We start from the raw sequence: 19,954 nt of genomic DNA on the forward strand, positions 1-19,954 counted from the left end.
AGAACGCTCCTGTTAAAAAAGATCAATCCATCGTATGCAACAACTCCCCATCCGAAAGCTACATCAGCCCTGTGCTGCTTAGAAATGGACGACTGGCCTTGCCCGGTCGGATTCGCCTGACCAGGCATACGATAATGTAAGACGCCGGACGCGTACATTTGCATATATAGGGAGTGAATAGCATGTCAGCGCAATCGGATGGGCCACGAAAGGGTTCCCTTACAATCGATGTTCTGATTCCTGCAATTGATAAGGATATTGCCACATTACCGCTGGTGATAGACAGTCTGCGCCATCACGTACAGCACAGAATTGGAACGATTTATATCGTTTCACCGCAAAGCACTGGAATTCGTCGACTGTGTACCAGCAAAAGCTGTACATTTGTAGACGAAAAGACGGTGCTGCCTATCACCAAAAATCATATTCGTTACGGTACGGCGCGCTGGGACCGCTCAGGCTGGCTATATCAGCAATTGCTCAAAATGAACGGCGATAAAATTAGTAAAGCTCCTTTCTTTCTCGTCGTTGATGCGGATACGATTTTGATTCGGCCACATGCGTTTCGAAAGGATGGCAAAACGATATTTTACTATCGAAGCTGGAGCCAGCCTGAGTATTTCCGCACCTACCGCAAGCTGATGGGCGTGAAGGCTCCCTCACCGAAGTCCTTTGTTACTCACTATATGCTGTTTGAAAAAGCGCGGCTTACTCGTCTCAAGCAGGTTATTGAGGCTCGTCATGGAAAAGCTTGGTATAACGCAATTATCCAAAGTATAGACCGGAAAAAGCAGTTTGGTTTTTCCGAATATGAGACGTATGCCAACTATCTGTACAGCAAGCAGCCCTCTCGGATGATTTTGCGCAAGTCACTTAATAAAGCGCTTCATAGTCGGGCTTCTTCCCTCTCGCAAAAACAATTGGATACCTTTGCTAAAAGCCATCGTTCTTTATCCTTTCATCAACGTAAGGTATATCAGATCGTTAAAAAGAAACAATATTCCGCAAAATGATTCGTTCCACAATGGATCTGTATCAAAGGAGGAGATGCCTGTGCACATCGTATTGTTATGCGGTGGTGCTGGAAAACGGCTGTGGCCATTGTCCAACGATATCCGCTCGAAGCTGTTTCTCCGACTGCTGCCTGCCCCTGACGGGCAACAGGAATCTATGCTCAGTCGGGTGTATCGACAGCTTACTATAGCCGAGCTGGATTCCTCTACCCTGCTGCTGGCTCATCGGAGCCAGGTAAATTTAGCATTTCGCCATACGGAAGGTCGTCTGCCCGTTCTAGGCGAGCCTGCCAAACGGGGAACCTTCACCGCAGCTGCACTGGCAGCTGCTCATTTTCACGCCAGAGGCGTGGGACTGGATGAAATTGTTTGTATCGCTCCAGCAGATATGTTTGCGGGGAATGATTTCTTCCACAGTGTAGCAGCACTCCCCAGTTTGTTGCTGGATAGTGGAGCTGATCTGGCCATGCTTGGGACAAGGCCCACTCATCCCTCCGACCAATACGGCTATATCATTCCAGATCGGGGGGGTATAAGGAAAGGGAACATCTCCTATGCGTCAGTTGCCCGCTTCACCGAAAAGCCGGATCGCACGGGAGCGCAGCAGCTTATCAGCCAAGGTGCACTCTGGAACTGCGGTATTTACGCTTTTAAGCTACGATATATGCTGGCCTGCATGGAGCGTAGTGATTTGCCACTGAACGACAAGGCATTATGCGCAATGTATGACAGTCTCCCTGTTCGCAGCTTCGACGAGGAGATTGCGGAGCGTGCCGAACGTGCTGTCGTTCTCCCCTACGAGGGTGAATGGCGCGATATCGGCAGCTGGCAGGCATTATCAGAGCAGCTTGGCAACCGAGTGATTGGGCGTGGTCAGATCAGCGGTCCCGCTCATGGCACGCATATCGTCAATGAGCTGCCCTATCCACTCCATGTCATTGGTGTGGAGGATATTATTGCTGCTGCCAGCCCTGACGGCATCCTCATTGCCGCCAAGAGTCATGCCAACGCGATCAAGGAGAAGCTGGGGACACTTCAGCTACGCCCTATGCATGGTGAAACCGCTTGGGGCAGCTACCGGGTGCTGGACGAATTTGATCATCGGAGCTTGGACGATATTCTTGCCATACGTTTGACAGTCCTGCCAGATCATCGCTTAAACGGCCAATGTCACGGCAGTGGGCTGAAAGTGTGGACGATCGTTTCCGGCCGGGGTGAGGTCATGCTAAACGGAGAACGTTTTGCGGCGGCAAGCGGTTCAGTCTTTCGTATACAGGTCGATACGTATCACACGATCCACGCCGATCTGGATAGACCATTGGAGCTGATCGAGGTTCGTCTGGGGGAAAGCTTGGTCAGCGCCTTCTATAAATCCGAATCCTGACGCATAGAGATGTCACATAAGCCCCAAAAATCAATTTTATGCACGAGAATGGCAAATAAAAAAATCGCTTTTGAGTATGGGAAAGGAGAATCCCTTGCTCTAGAAGCGATTTTTATTTTGTAATGTTACATTTTCATTAGGTAACAGCTCTAACCTTGGCAGATAAGTATACCTCGTTGGCCTTGATCATGCCGGCTTCTCTTAAAAAATGCCGTACGATCTCCAGTTGATACTTGATACGTACATTCTTGGACAGACTCCAGCCTGTTTCTACGGTGACCGCGCGTGCGCCCAGGATACGGGCTGCTGCCGTACGGGAGGAACTTGGAAGCTCATGCAGCCGAAGGTTAAAATGTCGGTTTTTATTCTTGATGGAACGGTTCATTCGTTTTATAGTTCGACGCACCGCAGGGACTGCCGGATTGCCCTTATTGGAAATTAGCGTTTGACCCAGCACCTTGGCATCCTTTTGTGACAATCCGTTGGCTTCATGCAGGTCAAGATACCACTCGGGTTGATGCCTATTTGTTAATTGGAATACCGCAGCGGAAAGTGGATTGGATGCCGACTGCTTTTTTGTGCGTGGAAAGGTTCGATTGAGATCGGGTACGCCCCTGATTCGTTTGCGGTAAGCCGCCTGGTTCACGATCGGTACGATAATAAGCTTGCCTTGGCTGATTTGTAGTTTCTGCTGCTTCAACAGCTTTACCAGCTTCTCAGCCGCGCGGATGCTTGCTATTTCCTTGCCATGTATGCCCGCGACCACCATCACATGCGGACCTCTCTGTCCCCCTGTAGCTATATAATAAGGAGTGGCCCAAGAATAACCCTTTCCAAGTATATGCGTTGTTACCTTCATTCCCTTCACCTCCGTTTAGGCTCAGGCTTTCGGTGCCCTTTTCTCCTCTCCTTGCCCGCGGATAATGTCACGGTATAGTTTCACATATTTATCGGTCATCTGTTTGTTGGTAAATCTTTGCGTGATATACAGGCGAAGCTTGGCTGGTGACGGGTAGTTTTTTTGTTGCACCTTTCGCACCATTTGGTCAATCGACTGGCAAATCAATTGTGGAAAGCCTGAGAGCACCTCGGGAACGGAGCCATTTTTCAGAGCCAGTACGGGTGTGCCACAAGCCATCGCCTCCACCATCACAAGTCCGAATGGCTCTTCCCACAGGGTCGGAAACAACAGACATTCCGCATGCTTCAGCAATTTCTGCTTTTGTTTGCCTCCCACGGCTCCCACATAGCGGATATTGGGATTACGCTGAATTCGTTTCTGAATCTCCTGACGAAAAAATATCGGGGCTTTGATAGGGCCGGCAATGAGCAGTCTTTTTCCTGTTCGTTCTGCAACCTGAATGGCTTGCAATACGCCTTTATTTCGTATAATCCTGCCCATGAACAGCAAATAGCCGCGCTTCTCGCTGCTGAACTCGTATTCATGTGTGTTGATACCATTATAGACATAAAATCCTTTGCCCCCACCCATAAGCTGGCGTGCCCGTTTGCTGACATATACCGGATTTTTACCGTGTCTCTTCACGGGGAGATGGACCGTACATACCGACGGACAAGGCAGCTTCTTGCGCCCCACAGCAGAACGAAAGGTATGATCATGAATGATGTGTGTTCCGGGAGGCATGTGCTTAAGGACGTACTGGTGGATCTGATCGTGCTTCAAACCCTTGGGATAGGTAATCAGTCGCGCACTGCTCCTGCTCCCACGGGCGGCAAACAAAGATACATGATGTCCTCGTCTTACCAGTTCCTCCGTTAATTCATACACGACCTTTTCCGTTCCACCCTTGATGGAGGGTACCGGCTGTGCATTGGGATAGTTGGAGATGACCTGAACAATGGTTAGAGGTCGGCCTTTGGGCATTTTAATCTGCTTTGAAGCCATACGAATTCCCCTTCCTGACCGGAAATACGGTGTGATTTTTACGATATAACAGGAACCTGAGCTTGCTCCTGTACAAGTTATAAACTGTAGTATATAGGTATGTATATTTTGCGTGATTGCTTGTGCGAATCATCTGTAAGTCGCTTTTTGTCATACGAACCCAGTGATAAGGGGGAAATGCACGTTCTGTCAATCAAAATTTCAGGTGAAAATTCTCATCGTTTTCTAATAAATGAGGAAAAAGCGTTGAGGTTACAGGACTGTAACCCTGAGTGGTAAATTCAGGATATTTTATTTGTGTTATTGTCAACTCATAGACATCACGACAAGATACAAAATACGAAATAATGGAGGAATGTTATATGACACATACTTCAAAAAAACTATGGATGGGCGTTTGCTTTACGATGACTTTGGCTTTTGGTGCCGGGAGTTTAGTAATTGGACCTGACACCACACATGCCGCTTCTGTGAGCACAGCTGATCAGATTATTTCCACTGGTTCCCAGTTTATGGGTGTACGCTATCAACATGGCGCTCCAGCAGGCAACACAAGCTCTTTTGATTGCTCTTCATTTACTCAATATGTTTTTGGACAAAATGGAATCAAGCTTCCGCGTTCGTCCAGACAGCAATCGACCGTCGGCACTTTTGTACCGCGTAGTCAGTTGCAAAAAGGCGACTTGGTCTTTTTCTATTCCCCAATTCACCATGTAGCCATTTATATGGGAGACGGCAAGATTTTACACACATTTGGTAAAGGTGGCGTAACGATCACGGACCTTAATTCAGGCTGGTGGAGTTCCCATTACACTACAGCACGTCGTGTCCTGTAGGACAGGCATAGATGAGATTCCATTCCTCTATGGCCACTTATAAGTATCAACACAAAGGGCTGTTCCGCGAGTAGATATGTCTACCGGAGGGACAGCCCTTCCTGTTGTATTCGAGGCAGTGTAACGGTCACCTCCGTTCCTTCTCCTTCTACGCTTTCCATACCTATCGTCCCCTGATGGATGTCTGTAATAGCCTTGGCAATCGGCAGCCCGAGCCCAGTTCCTCCGGTTTTACGATGCCTGGAGCTGTCTACCCGATAAAACCGTTCAAAGACTCGCTTGACCTCGCCCTCTGGTATCCCGATTCCATAATCCTTGACTCGGATGTGCACATCCTTTTCATCTGTAGACAGCAATATTTCGATTGGAGCCGAGCTATACTTTAAAGCATTATCAAGTAAAATAACTAGTAGCTGCTTGATTTTTGCAAGGTTGGCATCAAGCCAGATTTCTTTTTCATCTGTAAAAATAGTTATTTGACGATCATGTACAGGCTTGAAATGCGCTATTACCTGTTGACAGCAACCGATCAGCTCTATCCGTTCATACGGCTCGGGTTCTTTTTGCTGTGAGGAAGCCAAAGTCAGTAATTGCTGTGTCATCGTTCGCATGCGCTGAGTTTCTCCATAGATGGATTCAATGGATTCCTTATAGATGTCCTCGTCACGCGTGCCCCACCGCCGCAGCATGTTAGTATAGCCCTCAATGATCATTAATGTGGTATTGAGCTCATGCGAAGCATCTGAGACGAATTGTTGCTGGCTTTGAAAGCTCTCTTCCAATCTGTCCATCATTCGATTAAAGGTCGCGGTCATTTGAGACAATTCATCTTGATTGTGAGTGCGAGCGGGGATTCTTTTGAATTTAAGGCTTCTTTCAATTTCCTGCATTGTCTGTATACTGCTCGAAATCGGTAGCAATATCGCATTTGCTAAAATCGTACTGCCTACCAGACTAAGCAGCATAGCGCCTGTAGTTGAGGTGACCAAAATCGTATCTAAAATATCGAGATTATTTTCAAGCGCATCCCACTTTTCTACGATCTCCAGCGTTCCCTTCTGATTGCCTTCCGGTGAAAGCACTGGGAGATGAATTACTAAAATTTTATGACCCTGTACATCTGTCAGCTGTGAGCTTTGAGAAGGGTTAAAACGTATATCGCCCAGCTTAAAGCGAGACTGACGACTTACTTCATACAGAAGACGGGATTGCTGGTCAAAAATCCTCAGGATGGTGTCTCCTGAAAGCTCATCTTTCAACTCGGGTCCCCATGCATTTTTTAGAATCATCGTGGAACCGGTTTCGGCAATGATTTCAGTCCACTTATTTTGCAGCACTTCTCTTTCATTGCGAGTGGCGATTTTGACAAATAACAGATGAGCAGTGATGTCCACAAACAGGAGAATGCTCATCACCAGAATCGAGCTGAGCAGAGTAATTTTGGTCCGCAGCTTCAATGGTCTTCCTCCCTGATGCAATACCCTACGCCACGCACGGTTTTAATCAGCTTTTTTTTGTAACCATGGTCGATTTTTTTACGAACATATCGGATATACACATCGACTACATTCGTATCACCGACAAAATCAAACCCCCATACATCCTGAATCATTTGATCTCGCTGCAATACTTGATTTTTGTGCTCCATGAGGTAGTGAAGCAGATCAAATTCTTTGGGCGTCAATTCGATTCGATTTCCTTCCCGCACTACAGAACGTGTCTTGGGTTCCAGCACCAAGTTATCAACCTGAAGATACGGCGGCTTGTCCTCTTCTTGTGAAGAGGTAGCTTTGGTATCCAATTGATGTCTCATGCTGGCCCGCATCCGCGCTAATAATTCCTCGATTTCAAAAGGCTTCGTAATGTAATCATTCGCACCTTCATCCAGACCGGAGACCTTGTCCATAGTTGTGTTACGTGCAGTGACCATAATTACGGGTGTATGATTGTCCACTTTTCGAATCTGCTTCAGCACCTCGACCCCGTTAAGCTCAGGCAGCATCACATCCAAAATAATGATATCCCATGTGTGTGCCAAAGCTTTTTCCAATCCTTCTTTGCCCGTCTGAGCGATTTCAACTGTATATCCTTCGTGAGATAATTCCAATTGGAGTAATCTGGATATCTTCTCTTCGTCATCAATGATCAGTACCGATTTTTTCACCGCAAAACCACCTATTTTCTATAGAAAAACTAATAAGTAATCGAAAAGACATTTATTTTTTATTTGATTTTAGCTTTTATCCGTGTAGTCGCTCTATAATATAACTTTGTAATTCAATTTTTTGATGTTAAGGAGTAATTTATTCATGTTAATTAATGTAGCCAGAACTCATATCATTGATCCCAAATCCTCTGTTCAAACCATAAAAGACCGCCCATAACTATTTGGGCGGCTTCATGTAGTTTCATCTATTCTTCTGTTCTGTGTCCTCCAACTGAGCTATAGCAGTCCTCACACACAAATTGATCCCTGGCTATTAAACGGTCATACCACCATCAACGACAACAATTGGTTCGGTCATGTACTTGAGCAAACGCCTATACACATCCGTTCACCCAACAGCAAATGCTGCAAAACAACCAAGGATTACATGGATAAGCTTAACGCCGCCGTGACGAGGCTGCATTCTTTCGTTCTTCATAACGCTGATAAAACCAAATACAGGCCGCCATCCAACAGCCACTCATAAAATAGCCACCTACAACGTCGCTCGGATAATGCACGCCCAAATAAATGCGGCTTGTTCCGATCGCTATAATCAGCAGGCTGCTTAGCACAATCAGAAGGCTACGGCCTAGCCTGGAAGGAACATGCTTCCACACTAAAAATGTCAACGCCGCATACATACTAAAAGCGGTCATGGAATGTCCGCTCGGAAAGCTGTACCCATTCGCTTCAATAATACGGTTAATTTCGGGTCTCGCACGCTGAAATAGCCATTTTAAAACCGCATTCAGCAGCGCCGATCCCAGCACAGCAATCGCCAAAAATAGCAGTTCTCTGCGGTGTCCCAATACTCTGTGCAGCACAAACATAGCGATTAAAATAATAATTACAACCGGAATTCCGCTGCCGATCATGGTGAAAAATTTCATTAGACGGGTCATGGCAGGCGACTCCAACTGTTGAATATTCGTAATAATTTTCTGGTCAAAATGCCGCACTTGGTGGTCGCTAACCCATAATGCGATTAAACCGAAACCGAGCGCACATACTATACATGTGAGCAAGGCCAAGGAGATGGGTAGCTTTGTTGTTGTTTGTTTCATATCTTGTTAGTCCTCCGTGATATCATTTCGTGATTCCACATTTCTTTATTTTACCCACATTGCTTTTATAATTTCACCCAAAGAATTAGCTTTTTGCGTAAAATAGGCTCAGCTTAGCCCCCCCCAACATTAAGAATTAACTTATCCAATAAGGATTTCATAATGTCTAAAATAACGCAAGTGAATTGTCTACAATAAGCATAGTATCGTCCGCTTGCGTTAAGGGAAGGAACTTAAAAAGTCGGGTATAAACCGGGAACTTCCTAAAATGGAGCAACGCAAAAAAGGATGCCACTCAAGCCTTATAACGGCTCGAATGGCATCCTATTATTACATATTACAAGCTATTAAACAAACATCATCTTCTTTTTAGGTTGGCGTAACTTCTCCAAGCTTAACCTTACTCTCTGCTTCCTCCGTTGGATAACGTCTACGGAACCATAGCGACTGGAGCAGCAAAAAGGTACCGCTTACTGTCCAGTATAATGGCATGGCTGCGGGGGCATTGAAGGAAAAAACAGCCATCATAATGGGTGAGAGATATCCCATGATGGCAAATTGCTTGCGCTGTTCAGCCGTCATTTGAGACTGAGAAAGCTTGGCCTGTGCCAAGTAAACAACTGCGACGATGATTGCCAAAATCCAGTCCGGCTGTCCGAGCCGGAACCATAGGAACGAATGAGACGCCAACTCCGGGGTTAACCGGATGGCTGTGTACATACCGCTCAATATCGGGAGCTGAATGAGAATAGGCAGACAGCCGATATTCAGCGGATTAAATTGATGCTCTTTGTATAGCGACATCATTTCCTGCTGCATACTCTGCTGGCTGGCAGCATCCTTCTTATTTTCGTACTTTTTCTTAATACGGTCCAAATCAGGCTGCATAGCGCTCATTTTGCGCTTCATCCCCTGTTGGGCGCGCGTTTGTCGCATCATAAAAGGTAGTAACGCCAGACGGACGATTAGCGTCAATGACATGATCGCCAATCCAAAGCTTCCGCCAAACCATTGCGCTAGTTGCTGAATGAGCCAGGATAGCGGGAACACCACGTAATGATTAAAAAATCCGGGTGTCTGTGCATTAATTTCCGCAGCATTCACACCGCAACCGGAAAGCAGCATAACCAACGCCAACGTTAACATGATTCCGAATATCCGTTCTTTTTTACCCCAAAAAGTGAATCCCTTGAATCGTTTCATATGTTCCTCCTCGTTGATTGGCTGTGCCATCGTTCAACGAGAGGAGGCAATCTGACGCGTCTTCATCCGGCGCTTCCTTCCGCCGGATATGACGTGCCAGCCGAACAGGCATGTCCTGCCCACGGGCAGTTATCGGCATCAGCGGAGAAGCATGCGGGCGCACGGCCCCGCCTTCTATCCAGCATTCGGGCACATTGCCGTACAAATGAGCGAGATATGCGTAGGTTACTGTACACAGCAAGCCGATCGTAAATAAATAGGGGAGCAGGTCCTGAAGCTCAAACAAGGGATTCACCTCCTTCGGTTTGTTGCTACGATTATAGCACGAAACCAGGCAAGCGACTATTACATTAGAAAGAGATACAACGGGTTGTCGTACTACTGAATTGAAGCATTCCTCTTACTCGAAAAAGACTGAAAATGAAATGGATTATGAAACTTTTGGTTTTTTACAGTCGTTGAAACAGCAGAAACCTTAACGAATAGCAAGCATACGGCTCAGTGCCAGTACAGCATCCTGTCTAACCTGATCGTTAACACGAATCACACCAACAGGCTCTCCACGGTCAATCTGCTCCATCGCCCACAACAGATGTGGAAGATCAATCCGGTTCATCGTCAGGCAGGGACACATATCGGGATTGAGCGATTCAATCTGATGTTCGGGGTACTGCTGCCGGATACGCTGCACGAGATTCATCTCCGTACCCACGGCCCATTTTGTCCCCGGCTCTGCCGCATGGATCGTGTCGATGATAAATTTCGTGGAACCTGCGCAATCTGCAAGCTGAACAACCTCATGTGAACATTCAGGGTGAACGATCACCCGGATGCTCTCGTCGCGCTCACGGATATGATGGATATTCTCGACTGTAAATTTTTCATGAACAGAGCAATGCCCTTTCCATAAAATAATTTTTATGGCTGCCGGGTCACGGTCCGTCTCCAGTTGATCGGTCATTGGATTCCATACCGCCATTTCATTTAACGGAATTCCAAGATCGTAAGCTGTGTTGCGGCCCAAGTGCTGATCCGGCAAAAACAAAATGCGTTTCTTCTGCTTCAGCGCCCAGTCCAGCACTTGCTTGGCATTCGAAGAGGTCACCGTAGCCCCGCCATGTCTCCCCACAAAAGCTTTAATTTCTGCCGTGGAATTCACATAGGTCAGTGGGATGATCGTGTCGCCCACCATCTCCTGTAAATGCTTCCAGGCCCGCTCTGTCTGCTCCATATTCGCCATATCTGCCATCGAGCAGCCTGCGCGCATATCTGGCAGCACGACCTTTTGCCGATCCGTAGTCAGCATATCCGCTGTTTCTGCCATAAAATGTACTCCACAAAACACAATAAATTCTGCTTCCTGATTTTGTGCCGCCATTTGGGCAAGCTGAAGGGAATCCCCTGTCATATCTGCAAACTGAATAACCTCATCCTTCTGATAGTGATGGCCCGGAATAAGCAGCTTTTGTCCCCATTTTTGCTTCAGTTGGGCGACACGCTGCTCCATATCAGCAACCGTCAGTGTCTTGTAATACTCTGGCATGAGTCCACGGTTTCCTTGTAAAACGTCAAGCATAGACATTTGAATCCCTCCATTATCTCTCTGCGGCTGTCTGTCCCGTCTTCCCACGAACAGACAAGCGCTATGTGTGCATATATGTTTACAAGTGTCTTGACACTTATATTTACACATGCCTACAATAATCTCAAGGCTTTTTGGATGGAATTATTTTTAGCAGGGGGAGATTCGCCATGATTTATCTGGACTACGCCGCTTCTACACCAATGTGTGACGAAGCTTTGAATATGTATAACACATTAAATAAGGAAATGTTCGGAAATGCCAGTAGCCTCCATGATGCGGGCGGTCATGCGGCTTATGCACTGGATTTTAGCAGACAACGGATCGCAGATATGATTGGAGGTCAAAAGGAAGGCGTTTATTTCACAACAGGGGGAACGGAGTCTAATATGCTGGCTGTACAGTCCATCCTGAACGGACTGCCACCGCATAAAAAGCACTGGATCATGAGCGCCCTGGAACACCATTCGATGTACAATCTTGCTGCTTTGCTGGAGCGACAGGGCTATGAGCTGACCATTGTACAGCCGGACAAGGAAGGACGAATCACCCGTGATACCCTCTTACCTCATCTCAGAGAAGACACCGGGCTTGTATCCGTACAGCATGCCAATTCAGAGACCGGGCTTATTCAGGATCTTGCCACCTTGTCTCCCCTGCTACGGGAACGAGGGATTGTGCTGCACAGCGACGCAGTACAAACCTTTGGCAATATTCCTGTTGATGTAGAGCTGCTGGGGGTGGATGCTATCTCTATATCAAGCCATAAAGTGTATGGTCCCAAGGGCGTGGGTGCGGTTTATCTCAGGCCGGGAACACCGTGGCGCCCTGTGTATCCTGATACACTGCATGAAAACGGGTTTCGCCCCGGAACGGTCAACGTTCCCGGCATTGCAGCGTTTGTTGCAGCAGTGGAAATGATGACAAAACAAATGGAGCTACATCAGGAACGATACGCTGCGTTAAGACAGTATTTTTTCAACAAAATTCAGGAAAGATCAATTCCATTGCGTTTGGCCGCACAGGAAAACAATAAGATTGCGAGACTCAGTCATATTCTAGGATGTTTTTTTCACGGTTATGAGGGACAATATGTTATGCTGGAATGTAACCGTAGCGGTGTCTGTATATCCACCGGAAGCGCCTGTTCCTCCGGACATCACGAGCCCTCGCCTGCTCTCAAGGCGCTTGGAGCATCCGGACGTGAAGCATTGCAATTTATCCGTATTTCCTTCGGGAAAGCAACAACCACCGGGGATCTGGATGTGTTGGTGGATATTTTAACAGACCTGACAAGCAGACAAGAAAGGAGCTTATCCCGTTGACTGAACCTTTAAAACGGATGGGCACGGAACGTCGCGAGCAGCTACTACAGTGGCTTAAGAGCGAGTCGCCTCTGACCGGGAACGAGCTGGCACGCAGGGCTTCCGTCTCCAGACAAGTAATCGTACAAGATATTTCCCTGTTAAAGGCAAGCCAAGAGCCTATCCTGGCTACGAGCCAAGGATACATTTACATGGAGCCTGCGGGGCAGGCTGCTCCCATAGCCTCACGTATTATCGTGTGCAATCACCGACCTGAACAGACAGAAGAGGAATTAAAGCTAATTGTGGATTATGGTGTAAGTGTGCAGGATGTTATTGTGGAGCATCCGGTATATGGCGATCTGACTGCTCCGATACGAGTCGGAAATCGCAAGGAAGTGGAGGATTTTATCCGCAAAATCAACTCCACTCAAGCCACTTATTTGTCCCAGCTGACCGGAGGCATTCATCTTCATACCCTGCACGCCCCGGATGAAGCTAAAATTAATGAAGCCTGTGCTGCATTGGAGAACGCTGGTTTTCTAATGACGGACTAGCTTGCAGTGTTATAGCAGATACTATGTAACCCCTGTCTTGCATGTGGAGCGCACCCTGCGCTCCGGTGGGGCGGCTATATGATTAAAAATGTGCTCATTAAAAAGTAAAAAACCCGGCCCCCTCATAAAAGGGAATCGGGAACGGATTACGTCAGCTTAATTTCGAGCAGTTCGTATTTGATGACAGCCATGGGTGCATTCACATGAATGATACTGCCTACTTCTTTACCCAAAAGTTCCTTTCCTAGAGGGCTTTCGTAGGAAATTTTATTATCCAGCACGTCCGCCTCAGCAGGACTTACAATTTTGTACTCCATCTTCTCAGAAAATTCGATGTCATTCAGAATGACTGTCGATCCGATACTAACGGTTCTTAGATCCAGATTACTCTCATCCACAACCCGGGCTTTGGTCAGCATCTTCTCCAATATGAGAATCCGGGTTTCCATAAACGCTTGGTCGTCCTTGGCTGAGTGATACTCACTATTTTCTTTCAAATCGCCGTAGCTGATAGCCAGCTTAAGCCGCTCAGCGAGTTCCTTGCGTTTTACAGTCTTCAGTTCCTTAAGCTCATCCTCCAGCTTGGCCAATCCCTCTTTAGTCAACAAAACTTCTTCATTCGACATATTTTATCTACAACTCCTATTTCAGCATTTTGCATAATTCGATTACTAACGCTCTTGGGATTTATGCAAAATGCTCATTTGGCTTGCTTTATTGTAGTTTAACCTATATTGGGTCAACATGCGAAAAGAAATTACAGGATGATAGCAGTCGGGTTCACTCAGACAGGGTTATTCTTACAGTAACCAATGCTTTCTTTTCGCATACTATAAGATTATATCGCAGTTGATGAGCACGTGCAGTGCCACTGTCCTTGTCCCAAACTTTCTTCATACCAGGCAAGAACAGTTGATGGTGGGAGGAAGATTCAATGGCTTCCTTAGGAAAGAACGGAAACGGAAATGGAAACGGAAATGGAAATCGCAAATCCAAATCATCTCCTAACTCTAACGGACAAAAGAAAAATGGGTTAAACAGTAACTCGGCTATCTTCTCTGCTCTGCATGGAAAAAATGTGGAGGTCGTGGTAGCGGCCCTGCTGTTAACAGGAAAGCTGCACGTCGATTCCGTTACTTTATACAGACAAGCAACTCTGCTTGTAGGATTAACGGGAAAATACAAAACATTAGCATCGAACTCTACCAATGTCGACAACATGGTGAAATTTTTAAATGACAACGGAAATATGACGCTGGATCAAGTTATACAAGCTTTTCAAAAGAAAATGGATAAGTAACACACCGATGATGAAAGGGGTTATTTGCGGTGAGTGAGCATACGGCAAACGAGTTTGACGGGGAGCATTTTGCAGAGTTTATCATTCTCACTATTCTGATTGTTTTATTTTTCTTCGGCTCTACCGATATAGATACTCTCTCGGCTCAGCCAACTTCATCTTCATCTACATCTACATCCTCATCCTCCTCTTAAATGGGCAAGTCCCTGTTCCAGGTTTTTTTTAGATACCGATATTCGGGATGTAAAGCGATACGTTAAACGAAAGAGCGACAGCCTGAATAAGTAAAGAAGAGCATCTATCGGACTCCTGGAAGCCAATAGATGCTCTTGCTATTTAATGCTACTTCACTTCTACAGTAATCGTTTTGCTCGAAACTTTTCCTGAGGCATTGACCAGCTCGGCCCGATACTCATAGGTGCCCGCCTTTCGGCCTTGAATGTTTGTAGCTGCACTTTGAGCCTGGGGAGTTTTGCTCGCCAGCTCTTGCGTGTCGATCAGCTCGCCATTTTCATACAAATTATATGTTGTCGCATTGGTGCCCCACCACATATTCATGGAAACCCTGTAGTTGCCGTCACCGTCCCAATTGTCATGAGACAGCACCGGAATGCCCGGCAAAGCATCGGTCACCTTGACGACTAACGGATCACTGGTCGTTTTACCAGAAGCGTTGATCAGCTCGGCAGTGTACGTATAAGTTCCATTTGCCTTGCCCGTTACCGGAATGACTGCGTTCTGCGCCCCGGGGGAGGCGGATTTCAACGGTTGAGTCCCGATCAACTCGCCGTTTTCATACAGCTTGAGTTCATCACCGTTCGTACCCCACCATAGATTCATCGTGATATTATAATCGCCGTCCTTCAATCCGGTATTCTGCCCGTTATCATGGGACAGTACAGGTTTGCCTGGCACTTCGCCTGCAACAGCTTTCTGGACTGTAACGGTTACTGGATTGGATACGATGGTTTTACCGTCCAGTGTTACGCTGGCCGTAATTTCGGCGCTCCCCTCTTTTTCTGCCTTAATTTGTCCATACGTATCGAGGGTAACAGTCTCATGACTGCTGGCATACTGAACGGAAGCATGACTTAAATCCGCTTTGCTTCCATCCGTAAGCGTACCACTGAGATGTGTCACTGCTGTATCCCCAACATTGAGGGTTGTTTGATCCAGCGAAAGCTTCACTTCTTGCAATGCCGCCCCTGCCTGAGCTGTAAAATCATCAAGACTACGAGGTTTTAACTGGTAATTCCCTTTGAAAATCGCTGAAATCCCCTTAATCTTCACTTGCTGTCCTTCTTGATATGGAAAAGAGGTCCGTGTTACGCCTGTACGTGCATCCACACGCACATGGTGGCTTACCTCGCCGGACACCGCATCAAATTCAAACGAACCGACGGGAGTCGCGTCTACTACATTACGAATGATGGCTTGTGGAAGCTCGACCAACTGCCCTTGGTTAGCATCACTTAGCTCGGTGATCTGTAGAGCTTCCAGAAGCTCTCCTTCACCCGTCTTCACAATAGCCACCGGATCGGTCAGTTCCAGTTCACTGTTATACAATGCGAGGTTGGCTGTAATCTTCACCTTATCGCCTTGGTGAAAACCGCTTTGGTTTTGATATACATAAATACCGCCGCTTTCATCCTGCATATAAAAGGCTTGACCACCATATGCACCTGGCTCGGTCGTCACAGTACCTTCCAGTGTAACAACTTTGCCAGCCGGGAGGCTCCGTGCTTCTGCAACACTGATACGAGCCGGAATGGTATTCCCTTCCTCGGGCAACGGCTGGGCTGGAACATCTGCCAGCACGACCGATTGGGTCAACAGGTTGCTGCCGTTTTGTCTCAGCCTAAGATTGGCCGAACCGCTGGTTCCTGGCTTAATCCGTACGGTGAGATCTTTGTAGCCATGTCCCTTGCTGTCGGACTCCAGGCTGAATGCTCCGCTATAGCCGTACGAGGTCGGCCAGGTGCCATCCTGGTTTTGAATCTGGGCTACCTGATTGCCGCCCGCTACATAAATACCTGCGCTGAATCCACTAATCGTGGTATTCGGAGCCAGTTGGTCTGCAGTAATTCGAATTTGAAAAGGCTCTGCATTCGGTAGCTGATCCTGACGAACGATGCTGTACACAGGCTGCGTACTGGCCGTAGAGCTACCATAGGCTCCGGGCTTGTACGTCTGCTGATCCCACCACTTGTAGCCTGCTGCGGGAGCGGACCAAGGCTCGGCTTGTGGCTCGGTCGAAGCCTGCGGCTCCTCAAAAGACAGCAGTGCTGTCGGCTGGTCAAGCTGCAAGCTTTTCACATCCGTCAGACTGGTGTAGTTCTCCTTCTTGGATAACCAATCGACGATATTAACCAGCAGCACAGCATCGTCCTGCTCCTTAAAGCCGTCATACGTCGTCTTCTTGGTTCCTGTCTCTTCGCGCAGATATTTTGGCGTCGCATCTTCAACAGGAGATGAATCCCCCAGAAAGGCTGCTTTACCGAGTCCTACTTTGGATACGGCTGCATAGGGTCCTTCCGGTACGCCGCCTCCGTTATAGACGCCCTGATCTACCGCGTTGCCCCAAGCCTGATTGGTTTTAGGAAGATATACGATCCCCTTGGCTTTCGCCGGGTCGATAATGGCCAGTGTTGATCCTGCATGCATTGCGACATTGCTCACTCCAGCTGTAATGCCAAACGCCTGCGCTGGCTCGACAATCTGATTGGCGGTAATATCGCCTAATGCATTGTAGCGAAAACGCACACCAAATTGGCTGCCCAGCCAATCCGAGCTGACTACATCCTGCATCGCTGCCGAGCTTCTTTCTTCCGCACTCATTCCCTTGGCAGGATCTTCCCATGCTCCGCGACGGTAGCCGTTAATACTCTCTGATCCGTCCCAACGGTTCTTGTTGCGGTCCGCATTATAATGATCTCCAATGAAGAAAATGCTGTTGCCTGCTTTTACATACTGCTCCATCGCAGCCTGTTCGCTTTGTTTGAAAGGAATATTCGGCTCTGCCGTCACAAATACATCATAATCCTTCAGATCATTGTAAGTAATCGGCGTAGATTTGCGAAGCTCCTGCACATCATAGCCGTTGCTTGCAAGGGCTTGGCCAAAGTCTGAAAATCCGCCATCAATCACCCAGTCTGCCGCACCGGCTGTCTGTCCGTGTGTATTATCGAACAACACTTTTTTGCCAGCGTTTTCATTAACCACCTTGGCGGCTATAAAAGGGGCCGGATCAGCCGGACCTTCTGCCGATGCCGGTTGTATGCTGCTCACAGCACCAGCGTACAACGACAAACTGAACACCATTGCAGTTGCGTATTTGAAGCTGCGGGATGCAAAAAGACGAATGATTCCCAATTCCTATTCCTCCTGTTTGTTAGTTTGTGTCCCCGGTTGGTGGGGAACCAAGTATAAACTTTAGCATTCATTTATGTTCGGACATGCAACGTTTTGTAAATTAGTTTCGATCTCTATATGGCTGATTAAAAATGGCTCTTGGAATCATGCAAAATGCTTTGAATGTTTATGAATAATGGACAGGGAGGAAATTCCAATAAAAAAGATATACGGTATGCAGCAATGTGAGCACCGCAAACAGGATTTTGCTCGTGGATCTGCCTCTCCTTTCCCCCGTAATCAGCTTTGCAGCATTCACGATCAATACCCATACGGCAATGAGCGCTGAAATCAGTGGGAGCGTACAAATCCCCCAGACATACCAGGCTGGATAGCCATATACAATCTGACTATTTCCATAAATAAACTGTACGCCGAGAAAAATCGAATTCAGTAACGCGATGAATGCAAGGGTTGAAGAAATGTGAGTGTTATCTTTGCGGATAGCTCTGATCACATATCTTACGATCCAAATCAGCAGGGTTGTGATGAAAAACAAGGAGGCGGCACCGTAGCTGACAAGCAGCGTCCAGGTCTGGTGCCAAAGTGTCGTCTGCTTCATGGTCTTACTATCCGGGGCGACCATCATCCTTATATCGTTTTGCTGATACAGCAAAATTTTAAGCTGGCCCCCCTTTTCCACAAACAGCCCATCGCCTGCTGCTTGAAAAATTTTGTCCGCTGCTTCATTTTCATTCGGGTACTCACCGTTGACAATTAACGTATGATCATCTTGAATCCGAACGGTGTATTTAATGCTTCCCAGCATCCGAATCCATTTCCCCCACCCATGAACGGGGTTCACATTCACCTGATATACGCCCTCGATCTCTGGTGGAAGCTTCATTTGCGTGGCAGAACGAGCCAGTGACTGAGAAGCAGCCTGCGGCTCTGCGGGCAACATTTGGGCTATCGCATTTATCACTTCTCCATGAAGCAGGGTGTCTGTGTCAGCCGCATTGATGGTCACAAAAATACCGATCTTTTGGGAAGGAATCAGTACCATTTCGGAAATAAAATCATCAATTTCCCCGGTAGCCCATAGCATGGGTACGCCTGTCTCCAGTTGACCGCGGAAAAATCCGTAGCCCACGCCATCCAGACGTGGATCTGCTGCAAATTGCTGCGCATGCATAACTTTTACCGATTGTGGCTGAAGCACTGCTTTCCCCTCATACTTGCCTTGGTTTAAATGAGTAATCAGATAATGTGAAAATTCATTGGGTGTGATGCTCAACGCTCCTGCTCCCGGCAGATTAATATACGAAAAAGGCTGTTTCAAATATGCTCCATGTTTCCGCCGATACGATTGAGCCAGTGCCGGATGATTTAGCGGCAAATCCAGTGTCGCGCTAGGCATATTCATCGGCTGGAACAGATGTGTACGAAGGTAATCATTCAGTCCCTGACCGCTTACTTGCTCCACGATATTACCGACCAGACCGTAGGCGACATTACTGTAATCAAACTGAATTCCAGGCTTGCGAATGGGCGGCTGATTTTGAAAATAAGTGCTGAGATACTGCTCTGTAGGCAAAGTGCCTGCCTTGGTCGAGCTGTTAATGCCGTACAGCGCTTCGTCCAATCCCGAGGTATGTGTCAAAAGCTGATGCAGATTAAAAGGCTGATTTGGGTATTGCGAAGCTTTATAGCTGTGGAGATAGCTGTTCACGTCTTCATTCAAATTGAGCTTGTTTCGCTCGACCATCTGCATAGCGGCGCTTGCACTAAAAGATTTGGTTAGAGAGCCGACACGAACAATGGTCTTCGCCGGGTCGAAGGCTATTTTCCGCTCCAGATCTGCATATCCATACCCTTTACTAAAAAGTATTTGGTCTTCCTGGGTCACGACCACGGCAGCCCCCGGAATATGCAATTTTTCCAATTCTGTACTCATGATGTGATCCACTGCTTTTTCCAATGAATTCGGTGTTATGCTGCCTGCTGCCCATGCCGGAGCAATGAGCAGATTCCAGAGAAACAACGATGCTATGAATGCGGATATGCAACGAATGCCTCTATTCTTCATGTGAAGCACCCTCCTTACGTATGAAGTTGGCTTCTTGATTGAACAGTGCGGTGATTGCATAGCGGAGCAGATGTTTTTACTCGGGTTCAGAGCCATCAGCATGGCGCTATGAAATCATCGCACTTCCCATAAGGGAGTGCGGATGATAGAGCGAAT

Annotated in this window: 18 protein-coding genes; 7 read left to right on the forward strand and 11 right to left on the reverse strand. The window is 47.2% G+C overall.

Going from position 1 to position 19,954, the window contains the following annotated elements; genetic code table 11:
- The first annotated feature begins 182 nt into the window (after window positions 1-182).
- Window positions 183-1,013 carry a DUF6492 family protein gene (locus HPL003_RS21965; protein ID WP_014281975.1) on the forward strand — a complete coding sequence of 277 codons (831 nt, stop codon included), beginning with the start codon at window positions 183-185 and terminating at the stop codon, window positions 1,011-1,013.
- A 40-nt stretch (window positions 1,014-1,053) separates the two neighbouring features.
- Window positions 1,054-2,397 carry a sugar phosphate nucleotidyltransferase gene (locus HPL003_RS21970; RefSeq protein ID WP_014281976.1) on the forward strand — a complete coding sequence of 448 codons (1,344 nt, stop codon included), beginning with the start codon at window positions 1,054-1,056 and terminating at the stop codon, window positions 2,395-2,397.
- Window positions 2,398-2,533: 136 nt separating this feature from the next.
- On the opposite strand, the gene HPL003_RS21975 is transcribed toward HPL003_RS21970, so the two are convergent.
- Both HPL003_RS21975 and HPL003_RS21980 read right to left on the reverse strand, forming a co-directional pair.
- A complete protein-coding gene (locus HPL003_RS21975) occupies window positions 2,534-3,256 on the reverse strand; it encodes a succinylglutamate desuccinylase/aspartoacylase family protein (protein ID WP_014281977.1) in 723 nt (240 codons plus the stop codon).
- A 21-nt stretch (window positions 3,257-3,277) separates the two neighbouring features.
- Window positions 3,278-4,303 (reverse strand): glycosyltransferase, encoded by a 1,026-nt coding sequence (locus tag HPL003_RS21980; RefSeq protein ID WP_014281978.1) that lies wholly within the window; start codon window positions 4,301-4,303, stop codon window positions 3,278-3,280.
- A 362-nt stretch (window positions 4,304-4,665) separates the two neighbouring features.
- Here HPL003_RS21980 and HPL003_RS21985 point away from each other — a divergent pair, with 362 nt between their 5' ends.
- Window positions 4,666-5,139 carry a C40 family peptidase gene (locus HPL003_RS21985; protein WP_014281979.1) on the forward strand — a complete coding sequence of 158 codons (474 nt, stop codon included), beginning with the start codon at window positions 4,666-4,668 and terminating at the stop codon, window positions 5,137-5,139.
- 80 nt (window positions 5,140-5,219) lie between these two features.
- Here the strand turns inward: HPL003_RS21985 and HPL003_RS21990 are convergent, their stop codons facing one another.
- The 6 genes from HPL003_RS21990 to nadA form a co-directional block, all read right to left on the reverse strand.
- Entirely contained in the window at window positions 5,220-6,596 is a 1,377-nt protein-coding gene (locus HPL003_RS21990) for a sensor histidine kinase (RefSeq protein ID WP_014281980.1), read from the reverse strand.
- Window positions 6,593-7,303, reverse strand: coding sequence for a response regulator transcription factor (locus HPL003_RS21995; RefSeq protein ID WP_014281981.1), 711 nt, complete (start codon window positions 7,301-7,303; stop codon window positions 6,593-6,595). The genes HPL003_RS21990 and HPL003_RS21995 overlap by 4 nt, the downstream gene beginning before the upstream one ends.
- A gap of 440 nt (window positions 7,304-7,743) precedes the next feature.
- Window positions 7,744-8,412, reverse strand: a complete 669-nt coding sequence (locus HPL003_RS22000; protein ID WP_014281982.1) for a phosphatase PAP2 family protein — start codon at window positions 8,410-8,412, stop codon at window positions 7,744-7,746.
- A 369-nt stretch (window positions 8,413-8,781) separates the two neighbouring features.
- Window positions 8,782-9,615, reverse strand: coding sequence for a membrane protein insertase YidC (yidC, locus tag HPL003_RS22005; RefSeq protein WP_014281983.1), 834 nt, complete (start codon window positions 9,613-9,615; stop codon window positions 8,782-8,784).
- Window positions 9,581-9,901, reverse strand: a complete 321-nt coding sequence (locus tag HPL003_RS22010) for a hypothetical protein (protein WP_014281984.1) — start codon at window positions 9,899-9,901, stop codon at window positions 9,581-9,583. Before HPL003_RS22010 ends, yidC begins: the two co-directional genes overlap by 35 nt.
- A 189-nt stretch (window positions 9,902-10,090) precedes the next feature.
- Entirely contained in the window at window positions 10,091-11,197 is a 1,107-nt protein-coding gene (gene nadA / locus HPL003_RS22015) for a quinolinate synthase NadA (RefSeq protein WP_014281985.1), read from the reverse strand.
- Between the two features lie 170 nt (window positions 11,198-11,367).
- Here nadA and HPL003_RS22020 point away from each other — a divergent pair, with 170 nt between their 5' ends.
- Together HPL003_RS22020 and HPL003_RS22025 are read left to right on the forward strand one after the other, a co-directional pair.
- Window positions 11,368-12,522, forward strand: a complete 1,155-nt coding sequence (locus HPL003_RS22020) for an IscS subfamily cysteine desulfurase (protein WP_014281986.1) — start codon at window positions 11,368-11,370, stop codon at window positions 12,520-12,522.
- On the forward strand, window positions 12,519-13,058 hold the full coding sequence (locus tag HPL003_RS22025; protein WP_014281987.1) for a transcription repressor NadR: 540 nt from the start codon (window positions 12,519-12,521) through the stop codon (window positions 13,056-13,058). The genes HPL003_RS22020 and HPL003_RS22025 overlap by 4 nt, the downstream gene beginning before the upstream one ends.
- 146 nt (window positions 13,059-13,204) lie before the next feature.
- Here the strand turns inward: HPL003_RS22025 and greA are convergent, their stop codons facing one another.
- Entirely contained in the window at window positions 13,205-13,684 is a 480-nt protein-coding gene (gene greA / locus HPL003_RS22030; RefSeq protein ID WP_014281988.1) for a transcription elongation factor GreA, read from the reverse strand.
- A 308-nt stretch (window positions 13,685-13,992) separates the two neighbouring features.
- On the opposite strand from greA, the gene HPL003_RS22035 reads away from it, so the two are divergent.
- Entirely contained in the window at window positions 13,993-14,358 is a 366-nt protein-coding gene (locus HPL003_RS22035) for a hypothetical protein (protein ID WP_014281989.1), read from the forward strand.
- Window positions 14,359-14,387: 29 nt separating this feature from the next.
- The gene (locus HPL003_RS29300) at window positions 14,388-14,552 is read left to right on the forward strand and encodes a hypothetical protein (RefSeq protein WP_167321409.1); all 165 of its coding nucleotides are present in this window, start codon (window positions 14,388-14,390) and stop codon (window positions 14,550-14,552) included.
- A gap of 148 nt (window positions 14,553-14,700) precedes the next feature.
- Here HPL003_RS29300 and HPL003_RS22040 read toward each other — a convergent pair whose 3' ends face one another.
- Window positions 14,701-17,730 (reverse strand): hypothetical protein, encoded by a 3,030-nt coding sequence (locus HPL003_RS22040; RefSeq protein ID WP_014281990.1) that lies wholly within the window; start codon window positions 17,728-17,730, stop codon window positions 14,701-14,703.
- A gap of 166 nt (window positions 17,731-17,896) precedes the next feature.
- Window positions 17,897-19,798: a serine hydrolase domain-containing protein gene (locus tag HPL003_RS22045; RefSeq protein ID WP_014281991.1), complete on the reverse strand. Its 1,902-nt coding sequence runs from the start codon at window positions 19,796-19,798 to the stop codon at window positions 17,897-17,899.
- Window positions 19,799-19,954: the final 156 nt, after the last annotated feature.

The organism is Paenibacillus terrae HPL-003 (genome assembly GCF_000235585.1).
Classification (GTDB): domain Bacteria; phylum Bacillota; class Bacilli; order Paenibacillales; family Paenibacillaceae; genus Paenibacillus; species Paenibacillus terrae_B.

Coding starts and splice junctions, on each gene's coding strand:
- HPL003_RS21965 (WP_014281975.1), top strand. CDS start 183: ATGTCAGCGCAATCGGATGGGCCACGAAAGGGTTCCCTTACAATCGAT.
- HPL003_RS21975 (WP_014281977.1), bottom strand. CDS start 3,256: ATGAAGGTAACAACGCATATACTTGGAAAGGGTTATTCTTGGGCCACT.
- HPL003_RS21980 (WP_014281978.1), bottom strand. CDS start 4,303: ATGGCTTCAAAGCAGATTAAAATGCCCAAAGGCCGACCTCTAACCATT.
- HPL003_RS21985 (WP_014281979.1), top strand. CDS start 4,666: ATGACACATACTTCAAAAAAACTATGGATGGGCGTTTGCTTTACGATG.
- HPL003_RS22000 (WP_014281982.1), bottom strand. CDS start 8,412: ATGAAACAAACAACAACAAAGCTACCCATCTCCTTGGCCTTGCTCACA.
- yidC (WP_014281983.1), bottom strand. CDS start 9,615: ATGAAACGATTCAAGGGATTCACTTTTTGGGGTAAAAAAGAACGGATA.
- nadA (WP_014281985.1), bottom strand. CDS start 11,197: ATGTCTATGCTTGACGTTTTACAAGGAAACCGTGGACTCATGCCAGAG.
- HPL003_RS22020 (WP_014281986.1), top strand. CDS start 11,368: ATGATTTATCTGGACTACGCCGCTTCTACACCAATGTGTGACGAAGCT.
- greA (WP_014281988.1), bottom strand. CDS start 13,684: ATGTCGAATGAAGAAGTTTTGTTGACTAAAGAGGGATTGGCCAAGCTG.
- HPL003_RS22035 (WP_014281989.1), top strand. CDS start 13,993: ATGGCTTCCTTAGGAAAGAACGGAAACGGAAATGGAAACGGAAATGGA.
- HPL003_RS22045 (WP_014281991.1), bottom strand. CDS start 19,798: ATGAAGAATAGAGGCATTCGTTGCATATCCGCATTCATAGCATCGTTG.